Origin of the sequence: Actinomyces israelii DSM 43320 (assembly GCF_000711965.1) — a bacterium.
Classification (GTDB): Bacteria; Actinomycetota; Actinomycetes; order Actinomycetales; family Actinomycetaceae; genus Actinomyces; species Actinomyces israelii.
In genome coordinates, this window is the sequence record NZ_JONS01000013.1 from 52,540 (window position 1) to 71,028 (window position 18,489).

Sequence of the window (18,489 nt, forward strand, 5' to 3'; positions counted from 1 at the left end):
CCATGACCGACTCGTCCGGCCGCACGGCCGCCCTGCCCAACCCGACCGACCCCGCCACATCCCCGGCCGCCGACCTGCTCACCGGCCGTGGCGTCCCGGCGCCTGCGGCGCCCGTCGTGCGGCCCCGCCGCCTGCGGCGCACGCCCGCCCTGCGGGGCCTGGTCGCCCAGACGCGCATCAGCCCCGCCCAGCTGATCCTGCCCGTCTTCGTGCGCGAGGGCATTGACGAGCCGGCCCCGGTCGGCGCCATGCCCGGCGTCGTCCAGCACACCCTGGACTCGCTGCGCCGCGAGGCGGCCGCGGCCGCCGAGGCCGGAGTCGGGGCGATCGACCTGTTCGGGGTGCCCGCCGCCCGCGACGAGGCCGGCTCGGAGGCCTGGGCCGAGGACGGCATCCTCAACCGCGGCATCGCCGCCGTGCGCGCCGAGGTGGGCGACGCGCTCGTCGTGTGCGCCGACACGTGCCTGGACGAGTTCACCAGCCACGGCCACTGCGGCGTCCTGCGCCCCGGGCCGGGCCCGCGCGCCGGGGAGGTCGACAACGACCCCACCCTGGCCCTCTACCAGGCGATGGCGGTCAGCCAGGCCGAGGCCGGGGCGCACATGGTCTCGCCCTCGGGCATGATGGACGGGCAGGTCGCGGCCATCCGCACCGCCCTGGACGCCGCCGGGCACGACGACGTCGCCATCCTCGCCTACTCGGCGAAGTACGCCTCGGCCTACTTCGGGCCCTTCCGCGAGGCCGTGGGCTCCACCCTCAGGGGCGACAGGCGCACCTACCAGCAGGACCCGGCCAACCGGCGCGAGGGGCTGCGCGAGGTCATGCTCGACGTCGAGCAGGGCGCGGACATGGTCATGGTCAAGCCGGCCGGCCCGTACCTGGACGTGCTGGCCGACGTCGCCGCCGCCAGCCCCGTGCCGGTGGCCGCCTACCAGGTGTCGGGCGAGTACGCGATGGTCGAGGCCGCCGCCGCCAATGGGTGGATCGACCGCGAGCGCGTCATCGCCGAGTCGGTGCTGGGGATCGTGCGCGCCGGGGCGGATTGCGTGCTCACCTACTGGGCGCGCGAGATCGCCGAGGGGCTCGGCTGAGGCGCGGGGCGCCGGCCCGGTGCGCTGCGTTACGGGCGCCCGGCGAGCCAGTAGAGTCCGGGTACCGATCCTCACACGGCTCCGCCCGACCGACACACGACAGCAGGAACGATGACGCCCACGCACCCGACCCCGACCACCAACGACTCCCTCTTCGACGCCGCCCGCGCCGTCATCCCCGGGGGCGTGGACTCCCCCGTTCGCGCCTTCGGATCGGTCGGCGGCACGCCCGCCTTCATCGTGAGCGCCCGGGGCGCCCACGTCGTCGACGCCGAGGGGCGCGACTACGTCGACCTGGTGGGATCGTGGGGCCCGGCGCTGCTCGGGCACGCGCACCCCGCCGTCGTCGAGGCCGTGCGGGAGGCGGCCGCCCGCGGCCTGTCCTTCGGGGCGCCCACCGCCGCCGAGACCGAGCTGGCCGAGGCGGTGCGCCGCCGCGTGCCCGTGGCCGAGCGGGTGCGCTTCGTGTCCACCGGCACCGAGGCGACCATGACGGCCGTCCGCCTGGCACGCGGGGCGACCGGCCGCGACCTGGTGGTGAAGTTCGCCGGCTGCTACCACGGGCACAGCGACGGCCTGCTCTCGGCTGCCGGCTCCGGGGTGGCCACCGGCGGCCTGCCCGGGTCGGCTGGGGTGCCGCAGCCGGTGGCCGCGCAGACGATCGTGCTGCCCTACAACGACGCCGCCGCCCTGGAGGAGTGCTTCGCGGCGCGCGGGGAGGAGATCGCCGCCGTCATCCTGGAGGGCGCGCCCGCGAACATGGGGATCGTGCCGCCCGCGCCCGGCTTCAACGAGTCGGTGCGGCGGGTGACGGCTGCCCACGGCGCCCTCATGATCGCCGACGAGGTCCTCACCGGCTTCCGCGTGGGCCCGGCCGGGTTCTGGGGCCTGGAGGCCCTGGACGGCTGGTCGGCCGACATCCCCGACGGCGGCGCCCCGTCGGTCCCGGCAGTACCGGCAGCGGCGGCCTCCGCGCCGTCGTGGCCGGGGGCCGGCTGGCGCCAGCGGGCCGCCTGGGTGCCGGACCTGCTGACCTTCGGCAAGGTGGTGGGCGGCGGCATGCCGCTGGCGGCCCTTGGAGGCCGGGCCGACGTCATGGACCTGCTCGCACCGCTGGGGCCCGTCTACCAGGCGGGCACGCTGTCGGGCAATCCGCTGGCCACCGCCGCCGGCATCGCGACACTCGCCCTGGCCGACGACGCCGTCTACGCGACCGTGGCTCGGCGCGCCCGGGAGATCGGGGAGGTCGTCGGCGCGGCGCTCGACGCCGAGGGCGTGGCGCACCGGGTGCAGTGCTCGGGCTCGCTGTTCTCGATCATGTTCGGGCCCGACGCCGCCGCCCGCGGGGTGCGCGACTACGACGGGGCGCGCGCCCAGGAGGCGTGGCGCTTCGGGCCCTTCTTCCACGCGTTCCTGGACGAGGGGGTGGCGCTGCCGCCGAGCGTCTTCGAGGCCTGGTTCGTCTCGGCCGCGCACGACGACGCCGAGCTGGAGCGCATCGCCCGGGCGGCGCGCCCGGCGGCGCGGGCCGCGGCGGCGGCCCGGCCCCCGAGCGCGGGCGCCCCCTCCGCCTGACCCGAGCCCTGGTCCGCCCCGCCCCCTTCGTCGAGATCGGTCCGCTTCCGCGCCGAGATCGGTCCGGGCGATGGGCGGCCCGCCCCGGGCGCACACGCGCCGTCGTGAATGATCCGCCAGGCGGCCGGGGCCGAATCAGGGGGTTCACGGATACCGGTCGAGGCCGGAAGGCGGCACACTGGAGCCATGACACAGCACTACCCCTCCGACCCGTCCCTGTCCGCCCGCACGGAGAGCTGGCGCTCCACGCTCCCCCACCGCTCCCACCACCGGCTCCTGGCGGGCGTGTGCGGCGGCCTGGCCGAGTACTGGGGCGTGAGTCCCGCCCTCGTGCGCGTGGCCTACCTCGCCCTGTCGCTGCTGCCGGGGCCCATGTGGGTCGCCTACGTCCTGGCCTGGATCCTCATGCCCGCCCCCGACGAGGCCCTCTGAGCCGATCGCCCCGGGCCGCTGCGCCCGGGCGTCCCGCCGCCGTGACCGCCCGGCGCGCTCAGCCCCTGTGCTCCATGACGAGGGCGGGCTCGTCCGGCGCCTCCACCTCCGCCCGCGGCACCGGCTCAAGGCGAAGGCGGACCCGGATGCGCCGTCCCCCGGTCCCGACGGCGTCGTACTCCATGAGCCGGTTCTCCAGGGCGATGCGCTCGGTGCGGGCCCCCACGAGCCACGGGTGACGACGGCGCAGCCCGATGAGCTCCTGGTGCCAGCGGTAGAGCCAGCCCCCGAGGGGCGAGAGGGCCTCCGGTCCCGGCGGCAGCGCCGGACGGACCTCGTCGTCGCCTGACGGGCGGTCCGTCTTGACGCCGCGGAAGGCCTGCTCGTCGCCGTAGTAGATGGCTGGGACGCCGCCTACGGTGAGCAGGACCGTGACGGCAAGCGCCGCCTTGGCGTCGCCGATGCGGCTGGCGATGCGGGTGACGTCGTGGTTCCCGACGAAGGTCAGCGGCGTGAAGACGTCGAGGAACCCGTTGTGGCGGTTCAGGCACCAGTCGAGCTCGAAGAAGTTCTCGTCGAGCAGGGAGCTCCAGATCGCCTTCCACAGCTCGTACTGGGTCAGCGAGTCCATTGAGGAGCGCTCGATAATGCCGGCGTAGTCCCCGTGGATGACCTCCCCGACGAACCAGGCGTCAGGGAACTCGCTGCGGACCCGCGGCAGGACGCGGGCCCAGAAGGCCGGCGGGACCGCGTAGGCCGCGTCGAGCCTCCAGGCCGAGGCTCCCCGCCCCAGCCAGTGGGAGAGCACGGACACGGCCAGCTCGGCGACCTCGTCGCTGTCGTGGTTGAGCACCGCCAGCCCCTCATGCCCCTCGAAGACGGCGTACCCGGGCCGGGAGCCGGGGACGCCGGGCGGGCCGGAGGAGCCGTCGGCCTCGTCGAAGCGGAAGAGGCGGCGCTCCCGCTGCTCCGGGCCGCCGGCGCGGGCGGTGCGGAACAGCGGGTGCGCCGTGCCCACGTGGTTGAGGACGCCGTCGAGCATGAGCGCCACGCCCCGGTCACGGCAGGCCTCGGCGAGGTGGTCGAAGACGGCGTCGTCGCCGAGTCTGGGGTCGATGCGGAAGTGGTCGGTGGTGTCGTACCCGTGGGTGCTCGACTCGAAGACCGGCCCGAGCGCCAGGCCGTTGGAGCCCAGGTCGACGAGGTAGTCGAGCCATTCGACGAGGCGTCCGAGACGGGGTGCGGGCGACCTGTCGGCCGGGGTCTCCGGCCGGATCGGGGCTCCGGTGGCGCCCAGGGGGTAGACGTGCCACCAGATGCTGTGCTCGACCCGGGCGGGAAGGCCCCGTCCGCTTATTCCAGTACTCTCACTAGCCATGTTAATGACTGTACTCACTAGCGTGACTAGAATGCAACCATGCCGACCAGATCAGATCGCCGACCCCGTGTGCGCATGGACCCCGACGAGCGCCGGCGGCTCATCCTGGGCGCCGCGCGCCGGGCCTTCGCCGCGCAGTCCTACGAGGACGTGTCCCTGTCCGCGATCGCGCGGGAGGCCAGGGCCTCCGAGGCGCTCGTCCACAAGTACTTCTCGACCAAGGGGCGGCTCTACGGCCAGGTGCTCGCCCTGGACGCCGCGGACCTGGCCGAGCGCACGCGGCTGGCCGCCGACGCCCTGGACGACGGCAGCACCGCCCGAGACCATGTCCGCACCTCGATCGGCGTCTACCTCGACTTCATCGCCGAGCGCGCCCCCGGATGGGCCGCCTACCAGATGCTCGCCGGTCACGAGCCGAGCGAGGCCGCCGAGGTCCGCAGGCGCGCCCGCGAGGTCTCGATCGATGCGCTGCGGGACCTGCTCGGGGGCGCCGACGACGCGCGGACCACCTTCGCGCTGTGGGGATACCTGGGGTTTCTTGAGACGGTCTGCCTGGAGTGGGTCTCACGGGGCTGCCTCGCGAGCGACAGGCCCGCCGTGACCGACGCCGCACTGGGCTGCCTCGAAGGGGCGCTCGGCGCGACGGGCCTCGGCCGCTGAGTCGGCTGAGTCGGCGTCCGGTCTGGTTGGCCGGCCCGGCGGCCCGCCGGGCGCTGCTGCGCCCCGCGAAGTGATCACCCCACGCGCCCTCAGCCCTCCGCGGTGGCGCGGATGTAGCTTGTCGATCTCTGCGTTTTGGATTTGCTCGTCGCAGTCCTCCACGGTGGCGCGGATGTAGCCCTTGTCGAGAGCCCGATCACCCCACGCGCCCTCAGCCCTCCGCGCCGCCCGGCCCGCACAGCAGAACCGCGGAACCACGCCGACCTCCACCACACCCGAGACCGGCGACCGACCTAAAAGCGCGTGGGACGACCACCTCCCCCGCCCCGACTTGTCCCGCACCGTCTTGGAGCCGGCCGGTCAGCCAGTCATCGGGACGACCGGCCCCGGACCAGCAGGCACGGCCACCAGGCACTGCGAGAGCCGGCCCCGCACCGGAACGTCAACGCACCCTCCCAGCATGAACCCGCCCTTCTCCCAATCCTCCTGGAGGGCAGCGCCCAGAACGACGGGAGAAAAGCACGACCACACGACAAAGATACGTCCGTACGTCCACGTCGGGCCGCACGCCCCCTGTCGAGATAGACATTTTCGTACGAGGTCGGCGGTGTCACCGTCTATCTCGTACGACAATGTCTATCTCGACGCCGGAGGCCGCCGCCGCACGCCCCGACCGACACGGCCCAGCGCGCCACACGGCCCAACGGACGTCACCGGCGGACAGGACGAGCTCAACCGGCAAGCACGGCAGAGCCACAGGACACCACCCACCACCAGCCCCGAATCACTCACCTAGAGGGTCGAGAGGGCCGTGCGGACGTAGGCCAGGACGCCCTCGGCGATCATCTCCACGGCGATCGCCGCGAGCAGGAGGCCGAAGATCCGGGTCAGGACGCGGATCGCGGAGTCCCCCAGGAAGCGGTGCAGCGCCACGGAGAAGCGCAGGGTGAGCCAGATGACCACGTGCGTGGCGATCATGGCCGCGGTCACGGACGCCCACCCCACGACCGGGCTCGCAGCGGACTCGACCGACACCATGGCCGAGACGATGGCTCCGGGTCCGGCCAGCAGAGGCGTGCCCAGGGGCACCAGGGCCGCGTTGGTGCTCACGGCGTCCGGGTCGGGGCTCTCGTCGGCCTTGTCGGTGAGCAGCTCGAGGGCGACCAGCAGCAGGAGCAGCCCGCCGGAGGTCTGCAGCGCCGGCACGGAGATGCCGAGGAACTTCAGGATGTAGCGCCCGAAGATCGCGAAGACCAGGATCACCGACAGGGAGACCAGGGTCGCTTCGCGGGCGGAGCGCTTGCGCTCCTCGGTGTTCTGGCGGCTGGTCAGCGACAGGAAGATTGGGATGGCCCCGAGCGGGTCCTGGATGACGAGCACCGTCGTGAAGGACGTGGCGAACAGGTTGAGGCTGAAGATCGAGTCGAGCATGGGCGGGGGCGGGCTTGTCTGTCTGGCTGAGAACGAGGCGGGTCAGGTGGTGATGAGGGGCAGCGCGCCCTCGGCGACAATGCGGTCGAGCAGCTCGGGGGGCATGAGGTTCTCCCCCAGGCGGTTGGGCTTGCCGGCGCCATGGTAGTCGGAGGCCCCGGAGGCCCCCAGGCCGAGGCGGCGGGCCAGGGCGCGGGCCGCCTCGCGGCCGGCGGCGTCGTGGTCGCGGTGGTCGACCTCGAGCGCGGCCAGGCCGGCGTCGGCCATGGCGGCGAAGGTCTCGTCGGGCACGAGGCGGCGCTGCCTCCGGGCGGCCCGCGGGTGGGCGGCGACGGGCACGCCCCCGGCGGCGCGCACGAGCTCGCAGGCCCGGACGGGCTCCAGCGCCCAGTGGTGGACGTAGTAGGGCGAGCCGGTGGCCAGCGGTCCGGCGAAGGCGGCCGAGCGGTCCGGGAAGCAGCCGGCGGCCACGAGCGCGTCGGCGATGTGCGGGCGCCCGATGGTGGCCGTCCGCGCGCTGTGCTCGACGACGTCCTGCCAGGTGATCGGGTAGTCGGCCGCGAGGCGCTCAACCATGCGCCGGGCCCGGCCGTCGCGCGAGCTGCGGGCGCGGGCGAAGGCCTCGCGCAGGGCGGCGTCCTCGGGGTCGAAGAGGTAGGCCAGCAGGTGGAGGGTGACGCCGTCGGCGGCGCAGGAGATCTCCGTGCCGCGCAGCAGGGCCACCCCGGTGGCGGGGACGGCGGCGGCGGCCTGGGCCCACCCGGCGGTCGTGTCGTGGTCGGTCAGCCCGACGACGTCGAGCCCGGCGCGCGCGGCGGCGGCCATGAGCTCGGCGGGGGTGTCGGTCCCGTCCGAGCAGGCCGAGTGGGTGTGGGGATCGATGCGCACGGGCGCCAGTGTAGGGACCCGGCGCCCCTGCCGCGCACGGGCGCACCGTGGGACAATGCCGTCATGAGCGCCGTCAGCCCCGCCTCCTCCGCCCGGCCCGCCTCCCCCGCCGAGCGCGACGACAAGACGCCGGCGATCCGCTTCGGGGTGGTGGGGGCCGGCTTCATCGCCCGCTGGTTCCTCCAGGCGGCCGCCGCCGTCCCGCGGGCCCGGGTCGTGGCCGTGGCCTCGGCCCACCCTGAGCGCGCGGCCGCCTTCGCCACCGAGCACGGCATCGGCGCCTCCTACGCGACGGTGGAGGAGATGCTCGCGGCCGGCCGCCCCGGCGGCGCCGACCCCTTCGACGTCGTCTACATCGGCTCCCCGAACTCCCTGCACGCCCCCCAGGCCGTCGCCGCCCTGGAGGCGGGCTTCCACGTCCTGGTGGAGAAGCCCTTCGCGCTCGACGCCGACCAGGCCGAGGCGATGGTCGCGGCCGCCGGGCGTCACGACCGCTTCCTCATGGAGGGGTGGCTGACCGCCTTCGAGCCGGGTACGGCGGCGCTGCGCCGGGCGCTGCCCGCCCTGCTGGACGACGGGCCCGGCCCGCACCGCGCGGTGCTGGTCAAGGAGCAGTACTCCAGCCGCATGGACCGCCTGCGCGCGGGCGGGCTCCCGCCAGCCTTCGACCCGGCGCTGGGGGGAGGCAGCCTCATGGACCTGGGCATCTACCCGGTCTCGCTGGCGATCCACCTGTTCGGGCCCCCGAGCCGCGTCACCGCCGCGGGCAGGACCCTCGGCTCGGGGGCCGACTCCCACGGCGTCGTCGTGCTCGACTACGACCGGCTCGCCGGCGCCTGCGGCGGGACCGGGCGGCCCGCGGACCTGCAGGTCGTGTGCCTGCACTCCAAGACCTCGCCCGCCGGCGCCGGCGCCCGCACCAACCGCATCGCCTCCGACCGCCGGGTCCTCGCCTTCGACGACTGCCAGTGGCCCCGCGCCATCGAGCTGAGGGGGCCGGACGGGGAGAGGGACCTGTCGGTGCCCGACGACGGCGCCCCCGTGCTCGCCCGGGAGCTGGCGGAGGTCTGCCGCCTGGTGGCGGCCGGGGCGCGCGAGTCCGACCTCCACCCGCTGGCGGCCTCGGTCGCCGCGGCCGACGTGCTGGCGAGGGCCCGCCGCGGCTCGGGCTCCTGACGGCCCCGAGGCCCGGGCCGCTCCCGGTTCGGCCCGGGCGCCGCCCGGTGGGAGGATGCGGGCATGACCGACACGAGTGAGACCAACCGCCCCTCCCCCGCCGACGCCGCGCCCGGCGCCGAGGCCCCGCAGCCCTCCGACCAGCCCCTGTCCCAGCGGGTCAACAACCGCTCCCGCCAGCCGACCAACAAGGCCTTCCGGGACTTCATCGGCTCGGGCTGGGGGCCGCGCCCCGACGCCTTGCCCGCCCTGTCCGAGGCCGCGCCGTGGGCCGCCAGGCGGCAGGCGGCGCTGGGCGCCCGCTTCCCCGGCGAGCGCCTGGTCCTGCCCGCCGGGACCCTGGTGACGCGCAACAACGACTGCGACTACCGCTTCCGCCCCCACTCGGCCTTCGCCCACATGGCGGGCACGGGGACCGACTTCGAGCCCGACGCCGTCCTGGTCCTGGAGCCGCTGACCGTGCCGGGCCAGCGGCTCGCCGCCGGCGAGCCGACGCACGAGTCGGTGCTCTACTTCCGGCCGCGCGCCTCCCGCACGAGCGAGGAGTTCTACGCCAACGCGCGCTACGGCGAGCTGTGGGTGGGGGTGCGCCCCTCCATCGAGGAGGTCGAGGCCGCCACCGGGATCCGCTGCGCCCACATCGACACCCTCGGGGACGCCCTGGCCAAGGACGCGGGTGCGGACGGTGTCCGGCTGCGGGTGATCGCCGAGGCCGACACGGCGGTCACCGCGCTGGTGGACCAGGTGCGCCGCAGCGCCGGCCTGGCCGCCGGCCAGGAGGCCCAGGGCCTCGACGACGCGCTGGCGGAGGCGGCCAGCGAGCTGCGCCTGGTCAAGGACGACTGGGAGGTCGACCAGCTGCAGAAGGCGGTGAACGCCACCAAGGCCGGCTTCGACGACCTCATCCGCTCCATCCCCCGCGCGAAGGGCCACTGGCGCGGCGAGCGCGTGCTCGAGGGCGCCTTCGGGGCCAGGGCCCGCGAGGAGGGCAACGGCCTGGGCTACGACACGATCGCGGCCGCCGGGGACCACGCCAACACCCTGCACTGGATCAACAACGACGGGCCCGTCCAGCCCGGCCAGCTGGTGCTGGTGGACGCCGGCGTGGAGGTCGACTCCCTCTACACGGCCGACGTGACCCGCACGATCCCGGTGGACGGGCGATTCACCGCCCCGCAGCGCCGCGTCTACGAGGCGGTACTCGAGGCCGCCGACGCCGCCTTCGCTCGCGCGGGCGAGCACGGCTGCCGCTTCAAGGACCTGCACGCGGCCGCCATGGAGGTCCTCGCCCATCGCCTGGAGGAGTGGGGCCTGCTCCCCGACGGCGTCACGGCGGCCGACTCCCTGGGCCCGGACGGCCAGTACCACCGGCGCTGGATGGTGCACGGCACCAGCCACCACCTGGGCCTGGACGTGCACGACTGCGCCCAGGCGCGCCGCGAGATGGCCATGGACGCCGAGCTCGTCACGGGCATGGTCTTCACCATCGAGCCGGGCCTGTACTTCCGCTCCGACGACCTGCGGGTCCCCGCCGAGCTGCGCGGCATGGGAGTGCGCATCGAGGATGACGTCGTCATGCGCGGTCCCGGCCGCCCCGAGTACCTGACCGCCGCGATCCCGCGGCGCCCCGACGACGTCGAGGCCTGGGTGAGCAGCCTGATCGAGTCCTGAGCGGCCCGCCCCGCCGCCGCAGGGACCTGACACCTCTTGACAGCATTTCGGCACCCACCGATACCATCGGTGGGTGCCGATCATTCATGAGCTCCTGCCCACCGACATCACCGACGACACCTCCGCCGTCCACGACGCCACCGCCCTGGCGGCGGTCCTGTCCGTCCTGGCGGACCCCACGCGGCTGGCCATCCTGTCCCACCTGCGCGGCGGCGAGCACCGCGTCGGCGAGCTCGCCGAACACCTGGGCCTGGCGCAGTCCACGGTCTCCCAGCACCTGGCCATCCTGCGCGGCACCGGGCTCATCTCCACCCACGCCCACGGCCGCGCCCGCGTGAGCGTCCTGGAGCACGCCGACGAGCTCATCGCCGTCCTGGTCGCCGCCGGGGCCCTGGCCCGCTCGGCCGCCGCCGTCGCCGGAGCCGCCGCCGAGGAGCCCGAGAGAGCCGAGGAATCCGCATGAGCCCCGTCAACCGCGCGCACCCCTCCCACTCGCACGACCACACCGCCGGGGCCTCGCGTCGCCGCCTGGCCATCGTCCTCGCCATGGTCGCCGCGGTCCTGGTCGCCGAGGTCGTCACCGGCCTGCTCACCGGCTCCCTGGCCCTGCTCGCCGACGCCGGCCACATGCTCACCGACTCCATGGGCCTGGTCGTCGCGCTGGCGGCCGCCCACCTGGCCGTCCGCGCCCCCACGGACCGCTCGACCTGGGGCATGCGGCGCGCCGAGGTCATCGGCGCCGCCCTCCAGGCCGGCATGCTCGCCGTCGTCGGAGTCGTCGTCGGCGTGCGCGCGGTCCTCGACATCCTCGCGCCGGGGGACATCGAGGCCGACGGCATGCTCGTCATGGGCGTGATCGGCCTGGTCGCCAACGTCGTCTCCATGCTCGTCCTGGCCGGCGGGCGCGGCTCCAGCCTCAACGCGCGCGCCGCCTTCCTGGAGGTCGCCAACGACGCGCTCGGCTCGGTGGGGGTCATCGTGGCCGCCGGCGTCGTGGCGCTCACCGGGTGGACCCGGGCCGACGCCGTCGCCTCGCTCGTCATCGTCGCCCTCATCTTCCCGCGGGCGGTCGCCCTGCTGCGCGCGGCCGGACGCGTCCTGATGGACTTCACGCCCGAGTCCCTCGACCTGGCCGAGGTGCGCCGCCACATCCTGACCATCGACCACGTCGAGGACGTCCACGACCTGCACGCCTGGACGGTCGCCTCCGACCTGCCGGTGCTGACCGCCCACGTCGTCGTGCGCGACGAGTGCCTGCGCGACGGGCACACCGCCGCGATCCTGGACTCGCTCCAGAGGTGCGTCGCCGGCCACTTCCCGGTGCCCATCCGGCACGCGACCTTCCAGCTCGAGCCCGCCGCGCACCGCGAGCACGAGCACACCTGCTGAGGACGGGCGGCGCCTCAGGTCGTGCGGTAGCGCCTGCGCTTGGGGGCGGGGACGTGGACGTTCTCGGTGCGCCCCTCCCCCTCGAGGTGCTCGCGGGCGAAGGCCAGGGCGCTGGCCAGGCCCTCGCGGCGCTCGGCGGCCGACATGGAGCCCGTCTTGACCTCGACGACGACCTGGCCGCCGCGCTCCTCGAAGCCGGTGGCCACCAGGTGGGCCAGGACCCCGGCGCAGTCCTGGTTGCCCTGCCCGGGCAGGAGGTGGTCGTCGCGGAAGCCCGGCACCCCGTCGGTCAGGTGGAGGTGGCGCAGGGTCGGGCCGAGCGCGCGGGCCATGGCCAGGGCGTCCGAGCCCGAGGTCGCCGCGTGGGAGATGTCCAGGGTGACGGAGTGGTAGCCCTGGCCCACCGGGTCCCAGGTCGGGGAGTAGGCCTGGAACTCCCGCGTGGAGCGGGCGTCGCGGGGGCGCCAGGTGAACATGTTCTCCACGCACAGGTGCATGCCGGTGGTCGTCTCGCGCAGCGCCACCCCGGCCACGAAGCTGCGGGCGTAGCGGGTCTGCCAGAAGAAGGGCGGGTGAAGGACGACGTTGGGCGCCCCCAGGGCGAAGGCGAGCTCGATGGAACGGTCAACCTTGTCCCAGGGGTCGGGCCCGAAGACCCCGCGGGTGAGCAGCAGCGTGGGGGCGTGCACGGCCAGGACCGGCTGCTCGTAGCGCTCGACCAGCGCCGACAGGAGCCGGAAGTCCTGGGTCGTGCGCTCGGACCACACCATGACCTCGACGCCGTCGTAGCCGAGCCCGGCCGCGAGCGCGAAGGTGTTCTCCACGCCCGCAGGCATGAGGCAGGCATTGGACAGGCCGACCGGGATGCTCATGCCTCGCCGTCTCCGGAGCGGTCCCCGGGCGCCTTGCGCAGGTAGGGGTCGATCTCCCCGCGCTCCCCCGGCGCGGCCCCGGCGTCGCGGCCGCCGTCGTCGGAGCCCTCGGAGCTCCCGGAGCCGCCGGAGTAGTCGGAGGGGTCGACGCCCTCGGGCACGCGCACGCCGTAGCGCGGGCGCTCGTCGGGCCGCGACCCGAAGGCCGTCGAGCCGCCGCGCGCCTGCGCCCGGGCCGCACGGCGCTCCTCGGCGCGGCGGGCCGCGTCGCCGCCCCGCGACAGGTTGCCGGGCACGCCGGCGAGGGCCTGGGCCGCCTCAGCGGCCCGGTCCGAGGCGATGATCGAGTAGCGCGAGGCCACGACCTGGCTGACCGAGGTGAAGTCGCGCCGGCCGCGGGTGAGCGCGTAGGAGCCCACCTGGAACACGATCCCCCACACCACGCCCAGGAGCACCGCCGTCACCATGCTCACGCCGCCGGCCGCCTCGGAGCCGACCAGAGCCATCATGGCGCCGAAGAACAGGCCGATCCACAGGCCAGACCCGGCTCCGGAGGCCACGGCGCGCCCCCAGCTCATGCGCCCGGTGATCCGTTCCACCTGCCGCAGGTCGGTGCCGATAATGGTGAGGAACTGGACTGGGAAGCCGTCGTCGGACAGGGAGTCGACGGCGTGCTGGGCCTCGGCGTAGCTGGCGAAGGAGGCGACCTCCTCGCCCCGGGGCATGCCGCCGCCCCGGGGCGAGAACGCGGGTCGCGAGGAGAACTGACTCATGGCCCCATCGTCCCACGCCGCGCCCGGCTCAGGACCCCGATACCGGCCCGTCATGCCCAGGGCGCATAGTCTGTGCCCGTGGAGAGCACCAGGACGCGCACCGTCTCACGGGTTTTTGTCGCCCGCCTCGTAGGAACGACCGTCTTCGACCCCCTCGGCGACCCGGTGGGCAAGGTCCACGACGTCGTCGTCCTCATCCAGATGCGCGGCGAGCCGCGGGCGGTGGGCCTGGTCATCGAGGTGCCCGGACGCCGCCGCGTGTTCCTGCCGCTGTCGCGGGTCACCGCCATCGAGCCGGGAGCGGTCATCACCACGGGGCTGGTCAACATCCGCCGTTTCGAGCAGCGCCACGTCGAGACGCTCGTCGTCGGCGAGCTGCTCGACCGCGTGGTCACCATGCGCGACGGCACCGGGCCGGTCACCGTCCGCGACGTCGCCATCGAGCGCGACCGCGGCATGGACTGGAAGGTGACGCGGCTGTTCGTCCAGCGCGGCGCCTCCGGGCCGCTGGGCCTGCGCCGCGGCGAGACCTTCATGGTGCGCCCCGAGGAGGTCGCCGGCCTGGCCGGCAGCGCCGACCAGCAGGGGGCGACCGCGCTGCTGGCCACCATGGAGGACCTCAAGCCCGCCGACCTGGCCGACGTCCTGTCGGACCTGCCCCTGCCCCGCCAGATCGAGGTGGCCGCCGAGCTGTCCGACGAGCGCCTGGCCGACGCCGTCGAGGAGCTGTCCACCGACGACGCCGTCGCCCTGCTGTCGGGCCTGGAGGCGGCCCGCGCCGCCGACGTCCTGGACGCCATGCAGCCCGACGACGCCGCCGACCTGGTCTCCGAGCTGCCCCTGCCCAAGGCGGCCGAGCTGCTCGGGCTCATGCAGCCCGAGGAGGCCGAGGACGTGCGTCGCCTCATGCGCTACGACGAGTACACCGCCGGCGGCCTGATGACCACCGAGCCGATCATCCTGCCCCCGGAGGCCAATGTGGCCACCTTCCTGGCGCAGGCGCGCAAGGCCGAGGTCCCGCCGGCGCTCGCGGCGATCGCCTTCGTGTGCCGTCCCCCGCTGGAGTCCCCCACGGGCCGGTTCCTGGGGATGGTCCACTTCCAGCGGGCCCTGCGCGAGCGCCCGCAGCGCCTGCTCGGCTCGGTCCTGGACAAGGGCCTGGACCCCATCCACGCCGACGACTCGATTGGCACGGTGACCCGGCTGCTGGCCACCTACAACCTGACCGCCCTGCCGATCCTGGATGAGGCCGGGCGGCTGCTCGGCGCCGTGAGCGTCGACGACGTCCTGGACCACCTCATGCCCGACGACTGGCGGGAGGCCGACGACGCCGTCACCGACGAGATGATCGAGAGGAACGCCAATGCCTGACCAGCTCGACCAGCCGCTGACCCGGCCCCGCTCGCGGTGGATGCCCTGGCTCCGCCCGGCGCACGCCTCCCGCTCCGACGGCTTCGGGCGCTTCGCCGAGGCGACGGCCCGGTTCATGGGCTCGCCGAAGTTCGTCCTCTACATGACGGTGTTCGTGGTGGCGTGGATCGCGGCGAACATGCTCCTGGCGAAGATCAGCGAGGACGCCGCCTGGGACCCCTACCCCTTCATCCTGCTCAACCTGGCCTTCTCCACCCAGGCGTCCTACTCCGCCCCGCTGATCCTGCTGGCGCAGAACCGGCAGGACGACCGCGACCGGGTCACCGCCGAGCAGGACCGCCAGCGCGCCCAGCGCAACCTGGAGGACACCGAGTTCCTCACCCGGGAGATCGCCTCCCTGCGCCTGGCCATGAACGACGTTGCCACCCGCGACTTCGTGCGCTCCGAGCTGCGCGACATGCTCTCCGAGATCCTCGCCGAGGAGCGCCGCACCCGCGAGGAGATCGCCTGCGAGATGGAGCCGGCCGAGGAGGAGCAGGGCGCGCACAGGCCGCCGTCTCAGGCGCCTCAGGACGGCTGACGCCTCAGGGTCGCGATCGCGTTGGCGACCGTCTGCGCGTAGAGGTCGCCGCCCTCCGGCAGGGGGTGGATCTGGTCGTCGTAGAGCAGCTCTGGGTGGGCGGCCGCGGCGGCCTCCCAGTCCGCCACCGCCACCTGGTCGGGGTGGGCGGCGGCGAAGGAGCGGATGGTCTCGTCGGCCTCGGGGATCCAGGTCGTGCGCGCCGGGCCGTACCCGGTGACCAGGACGAGGCTGCGGCTGGGCCCCAGGTAGTCCAGGATCGAGTCCAGCTCGCCGGTGTCCACGGGGCCGTTGGTGGCCAGGGAGACGACGACGCAGGGCCTGGCACCGGCGGCGTCGGCCGTCTCGAGCACGGACTGGGCGGCGTAGATGGAGCGCGAGACCTCGGCGTCGACGACGACGCCCGGCAGGCTCGTCTCCAGGCTCGGGGCCGCCGCCACCGTCACGGAGTCGCCGACGACGGTGACCTCCGCCCCGGTGAAGGGGCTCGCGGTCGCCTCGGCGGTGGGGGTGGCCGTCTGCGTGCCCGAGTCGGACGGCGGTGGAGGGACCGCGGACGAGACGGTGAGGTACTCGCCGCCGGCCGCGATCGCCTGCTGCGCCGCGGTCTGGTTGGGCTGGGAGGCGAAGCCGAGGCTGATGAGCAGGGCGAGGGCGGTCAGCCCGCCTCCCACCGGCACGGCCTGGCGCGGGCGCAGCCGGACGAGCTGCCGCAGCCAGCCGACGAGGCCGTTGCGCCGCACGGGCGTCTCAATGTAGACGTAGGACAGCTCGGTGAGCCACAGCGTCAGCCCCAGGACCCCCAGGGCGGTCACCCAGGGGCTGACGGTCGCCGGAACGGCGTAGAAGGCCAGGACCCCCAGGGGCCAGTGCCACAGGTAGAGCCCGTAGGAGCGGGAGCCCACCCACCGCAGTGGCCGGGTGTCCAGCAGGCGCAGCAGCCACCGCGCCGGCCCGGCGGCGAGGGCGACCTCCCCGGTGAGGGCCTGGACGACGGCCAGGGTGCACGCGGAGGCGGCGATGAGGGCCGGCACGGGCCCGAGGTCGCCGGGCTGCCCCGTCGCCCCCTCACTGGCGACGCGGGCCAGAACGAGCAGGCCGGCCAGGCCCACCCACCCCAGCGCTCCGCGCAGCCGGCGCAGCCGCGCGGGCTGGGGGCTCAGCGTCAGGCCCTCCGTCGCGCGCCCGTGACACAGGGCCAGCGCGGCACCCATCATGAGGCCGAAGGCGTGGGTGTCGGTCCCCATGTAGACGCGCGTGGAGGACGCCCCGTCCCGCATGAGGCGCAGGGCCCAGGCGGCCGAGACCACCGCGAGCCCCAGGGCGAGGACGGCGCCGAGCCTGGTCCGCCTGCGCGACGCGCCCCGCGACAGGAAGGCGATGATGACCAGCGGCCACACCAGGTAGAACTGCTCCTCCACCGCCAGCGACCACACGTTGGTCAGCAGGAGGGGCTGGGTCTGGTCGAAGTAGGACGACCCGCCGGCGATCTCCACCCAGTTGTAGACCAGCAGGATGGAGCCGAGGACCTGGCGCCGCACGGCCAGCAGGACGTCGCCGCCCAGGCAGGCGGCCATGGCCACGACCGCGGCGACCGCGGCGACGAGGGCGGGCACGATCCGGCGCAGGCGCCTGGTCCAGAAGCGCCTGAGGTCAATGACTCCCGTGCGACGCCTCTCAACGACCAGGAGGCTGGTGATGAGGAACCCCGAGATGACGAAGAAGGCGTCGACTCCCACCATCCCGCCGGGCAGGACCCCGGGCACGAGGTGGTAGACGAGGACGAGGGCGACTGCGACAGCACGCAGCCCGTCGAGGCCGCCGATGCGGCCCCGGCGAGGGGTAGACGATGAATTGGCGGAGCGCTGAGTCGAGGTCATGCGCTTCTCTTTCCGGCTCGCAGGAGGAACGACGTCCGCGCGTGGTGGCGGCCCGTCCAGGTTACGACGCCTTTACCATCGCACATCCCTAAAACACGGGGAGGAGCGTCTCAACGTGCTGTGCACCACGACAGCCCGCGCGCGCTCCCACATAGGATGGCGCTATGTCCGCACCCACCGAAGACGCAGTTCGTGAGGCTCTGGGCCGAGTCATCGATCCCGAGCTCCGCCGTTCGATCACCGATCTCGGCATGGTCGAATCGATTGAGATCAGCGAGACGGGCGCCGTGACCGTCGGCGTCCTGCTCACCGTGGCCGGCTGCCCGCTCAAGGACACGATCACCGCGGACGCGCGTCGTGAGGTCGGCGGGGTCGAGGGCGTCACCGAGGTGCAGGTGCGCCTGGGCGTCATGAGCGACGAGCAGAGGGCCGGGCTGCGCACCCGGCTGCGCGGGGGCGCGGCCGAGCCGGTCATCCCCTTCACCCAGCCGGGCAGCCTCACGCGCGTGTACGCGGTGACCTCCGGCAAGGGCGGGGTCGGCAAGTCCTCGGTGACCGCCAACCTCGCGGCGGCCATCGCGACCCAGGGCCTGAACGTGGGGGTCGTCGACGCCGACATCTACGGCTTCTCCATCCCCCGCATGCTGGGCGTGGACCGGGTCCCCACCCAGCTGGACGGCATGATCGTCCCGCCGGTGGCCCACGGGGTGAAGGTCATCTCCATCGGGATGTTCGTGGAGTCCAAGCAGCCGGTCGTCTGGCGGGGCCCCATGCTGCACCGGGCGGTCCAGCAGTTCCTCTCCGACGTCTTCTGGGGCGACCTGGACGTCCTCCTGCTCGACCTGCCCCCCGGCACGGGGGACGTGACGATCTCGGTGGCCCAGCTGCTGCCCAACGCCGAGATCCTGGTGGTCACCACGCCGCAGACCGCGGCCGCCGAGGTCGCCGAGCGCACCGGGCTCATCGCCGCCCAGACCAAGCAGAAGGTCGTCGGCGTCATCGAGAACATGTCCTACATGCCGCAGCCCGACGGCTCGCGCCTGGAGATCTTCGGCTCCGGCGGGGGGAGGACGGTCAGCGACTCGCTGACCCGGACACTGGGCTACGACGTGCCGCTCCTGGCCCAGCTCCCCCTGGACATCCGCCTGCGGGAGGGCTCGGACGGCGGCGTGCCCGCCGCCGTCGCCGAGGGCGGCAGGCCCGCGGCCGACGCGCCCGCCGCCCTGGAGCTGGCGAGCGTGGCGCGCAGGCTCGCCCACCGCTCCCGCGGGCTGGCCGGCCGGAGGCTGAGCCTGAAGGTCGCCACCTGAGCGCTCGGCCCT

At 74.2% G+C, this 18,489-nt stretch carries 17 protein-coding genes; 11 read left to right on the forward strand and 6 right to left on the reverse strand.

Translation table 11 applies throughout. The features are described from left to right. Positions 1 to 2 precede the first annotated feature (2 nt). From hemB to O145_RS05955, 3 genes are all read left to right on the forward strand, one after another. The gene (hemB, locus tag O145_RS05945; RefSeq protein ID WP_043561025.1) at positions 3 to 1,091 is read left to right on the forward strand and encodes a porphobilinogen synthase; all 1,089 of its coding nucleotides are present in this window, start codon (positions 3 to 5) and stop codon (positions 1,089 to 1,091) included. A gap of 111 nt (positions 1,092 to 1,202) precedes the next feature. Continuing rightward, on the forward strand, positions 1,203 to 2,666 hold the full coding sequence (gene hemL / locus O145_RS05950) for a glutamate-1-semialdehyde 2,1-aminomutase (protein ID WP_043561027.1): 1,464 nt from the start codon (positions 1,203 to 1,205) through the stop codon (positions 2,664 to 2,666). A gap of 186 nt (positions 2,667 to 2,852) precedes the next feature. Next, entirely contained in the window at positions 2,853 to 3,098 is a 246-nt protein-coding gene (locus O145_RS05955; protein WP_043561029.1) for a PspC domain-containing protein, read from the forward strand. A gap of 58 nt (positions 3,099 to 3,156) precedes the next feature. On the opposite strand, the gene O145_RS05960 is transcribed toward O145_RS05955, so the two are convergent. Then, the gene (locus O145_RS05960; protein WP_043561030.1) at positions 3,157 to 4,476 is read right to left on the reverse strand and encodes an alpha-amylase family protein; all 1,320 of its coding nucleotides are present in this window, start codon (positions 4,474 to 4,476) and stop codon (positions 3,157 to 3,159) included. A gap of 39 nt (positions 4,477 to 4,515) precedes the next feature. Here O145_RS05960 and O145_RS05965 point away from each other — a divergent pair, with 39 nt between their 5' ends. Next, a complete protein-coding gene (locus O145_RS05965) occupies positions 4,516 to 5,136 on the forward strand; it encodes a TetR/AcrR family transcriptional regulator (RefSeq protein ID WP_043561033.1) in 621 nt (206 codons plus the stop codon). Positions 5,137 to 5,928: 792 nt separating this feature from the next. Here O145_RS05965 and O145_RS05970 read toward each other — a convergent pair. Together O145_RS05970 and O145_RS05975 are read right to left on the reverse strand one after the other, a co-directional pair. Further along, the gene (locus tag O145_RS05970) at positions 5,929 to 6,567 is read right to left on the reverse strand and encodes a MarC family protein (protein ID WP_043561035.1); all 639 of its coding nucleotides are present in this window, start codon (positions 6,565 to 6,567) and stop codon (positions 5,929 to 5,931) included. 42 nt (positions 6,568 to 6,609) lie between these two features. Beyond that, positions 6,610 to 7,455 (reverse strand): PHP domain-containing protein, encoded by an 846-nt coding sequence (locus O145_RS05975; protein ID WP_043561036.1) that lies wholly within the window; start codon positions 7,453 to 7,455, stop codon positions 6,610 to 6,612. A 63-nt stretch (positions 7,456 to 7,518) separates the two neighbouring features. Here O145_RS05975 and O145_RS05980 point away from each other — a divergent pair, with 63 nt between their 5' ends. The 4 genes from O145_RS05980 (at position 7,519) to O145_RS05995 (ending at position 11,691) form a co-directional block, all read left to right on the forward strand. Next, positions 7,519 to 8,631: a Gfo/Idh/MocA family protein gene (locus O145_RS05980; RefSeq protein WP_043561039.1), complete on the forward strand. Its 1,113-nt coding sequence runs from the start codon at positions 7,519 to 7,521 to the stop codon at positions 8,629 to 8,631. A gap of 63 nt (positions 8,632 to 8,694) precedes the next feature. Continuing rightward, positions 8,695 to 10,302, forward strand: a complete 1,608-nt coding sequence (locus O145_RS05985) for an aminopeptidase P family protein (RefSeq protein ID WP_043561042.1) — start codon at positions 8,695 to 8,697, stop codon at positions 10,300 to 10,302. Positions 10,303 to 10,375: 73 nt separating this feature from the next. After that, a complete protein-coding gene (locus O145_RS05990) occupies positions 10,376 to 10,765 on the forward strand; it encodes an ArsR/SmtB family transcription factor (RefSeq protein WP_043561044.1) in 390 nt (129 codons plus the stop codon). Further along, positions 10,762 to 11,691, forward strand: a complete 930-nt coding sequence (locus tag O145_RS05995; RefSeq protein ID WP_043561046.1) for a cation diffusion facilitator family transporter — start codon at positions 10,762 to 10,764, stop codon at positions 11,689 to 11,691. The genes O145_RS05990 and O145_RS05995 overlap by 4 nt, the downstream gene beginning before the upstream one ends. Positions 11,692 to 11,705: 14 nt before the next feature. Here O145_RS05995 and O145_RS06000 read toward each other — a convergent pair whose 3' ends face one another. Beyond that, on the reverse strand, positions 11,706 to 12,563 hold the full coding sequence (locus tag O145_RS06000; protein ID WP_043561057.1) for a sugar phosphate isomerase/epimerase family protein: 858 nt from the start codon (positions 12,561 to 12,563) through the stop codon (positions 11,706 to 11,708). Further along, the gene (locus O145_RS06005) at positions 12,560 to 13,336 is read right to left on the reverse strand and encodes a YflT domain-containing protein (protein WP_052374739.1); all 777 of its coding nucleotides are present in this window, start codon (positions 13,334 to 13,336) and stop codon (positions 12,560 to 12,562) included. Before O145_RS06005 ends, O145_RS06000 begins: the two co-directional genes overlap by 4 nt. Before the next feature lie 78 nt (positions 13,337 to 13,414). Here O145_RS06005 and O145_RS06010 point away from each other — a divergent pair, with 78 nt between their 5' ends. Both O145_RS06010 and O145_RS06015 read left to right on the forward strand, forming a co-directional pair. Then, complete coding sequence (locus O145_RS06010) at positions 13,415 to 14,707, forward strand: magnesium transporter MgtE N-terminal domain-containing protein (protein ID WP_043561171.1); 1,293 nt, start codon at positions 13,415 to 13,417, stop codon at positions 14,705 to 14,707. After that, positions 14,700 to 15,287 carry a DUF1003 domain-containing protein gene (locus O145_RS06015; protein WP_043561060.1) on the forward strand — a complete coding sequence of 196 codons (588 nt, stop codon included), beginning with the start codon at positions 14,700 to 14,702 and terminating at the stop codon, positions 15,285 to 15,287. Before O145_RS06010 ends, O145_RS06015 begins: the two co-directional genes overlap by 8 nt. Here O145_RS06015 and O145_RS06020 read toward each other — a convergent pair. Next, complete coding sequence (locus O145_RS06020; protein ID WP_043561062.1) at positions 15,275 to 17,167, reverse strand: acyltransferase family protein; 1,893 nt, start codon at positions 17,165 to 17,167, stop codon at positions 15,275 to 15,277. The genes O145_RS06015 and O145_RS06020 overlap by 13 nt on opposite strands. Positions 17,168 to 17,331: 164 nt before the next feature. Here O145_RS06020 and O145_RS06025 point away from each other — a divergent pair, with 164 nt between their 5' ends. Continuing rightward, positions 17,332 to 18,477 carry an Mrp/NBP35 family ATP-binding protein gene (locus O145_RS06025; protein ID WP_043561065.1) on the forward strand — a complete coding sequence of 382 codons (1,146 nt, stop codon included), beginning with the start codon at positions 17,332 to 17,334 and terminating at the stop codon, positions 18,475 to 18,477. Positions 18,478 to 18,489 lie beyond the last annotated feature (12 nt).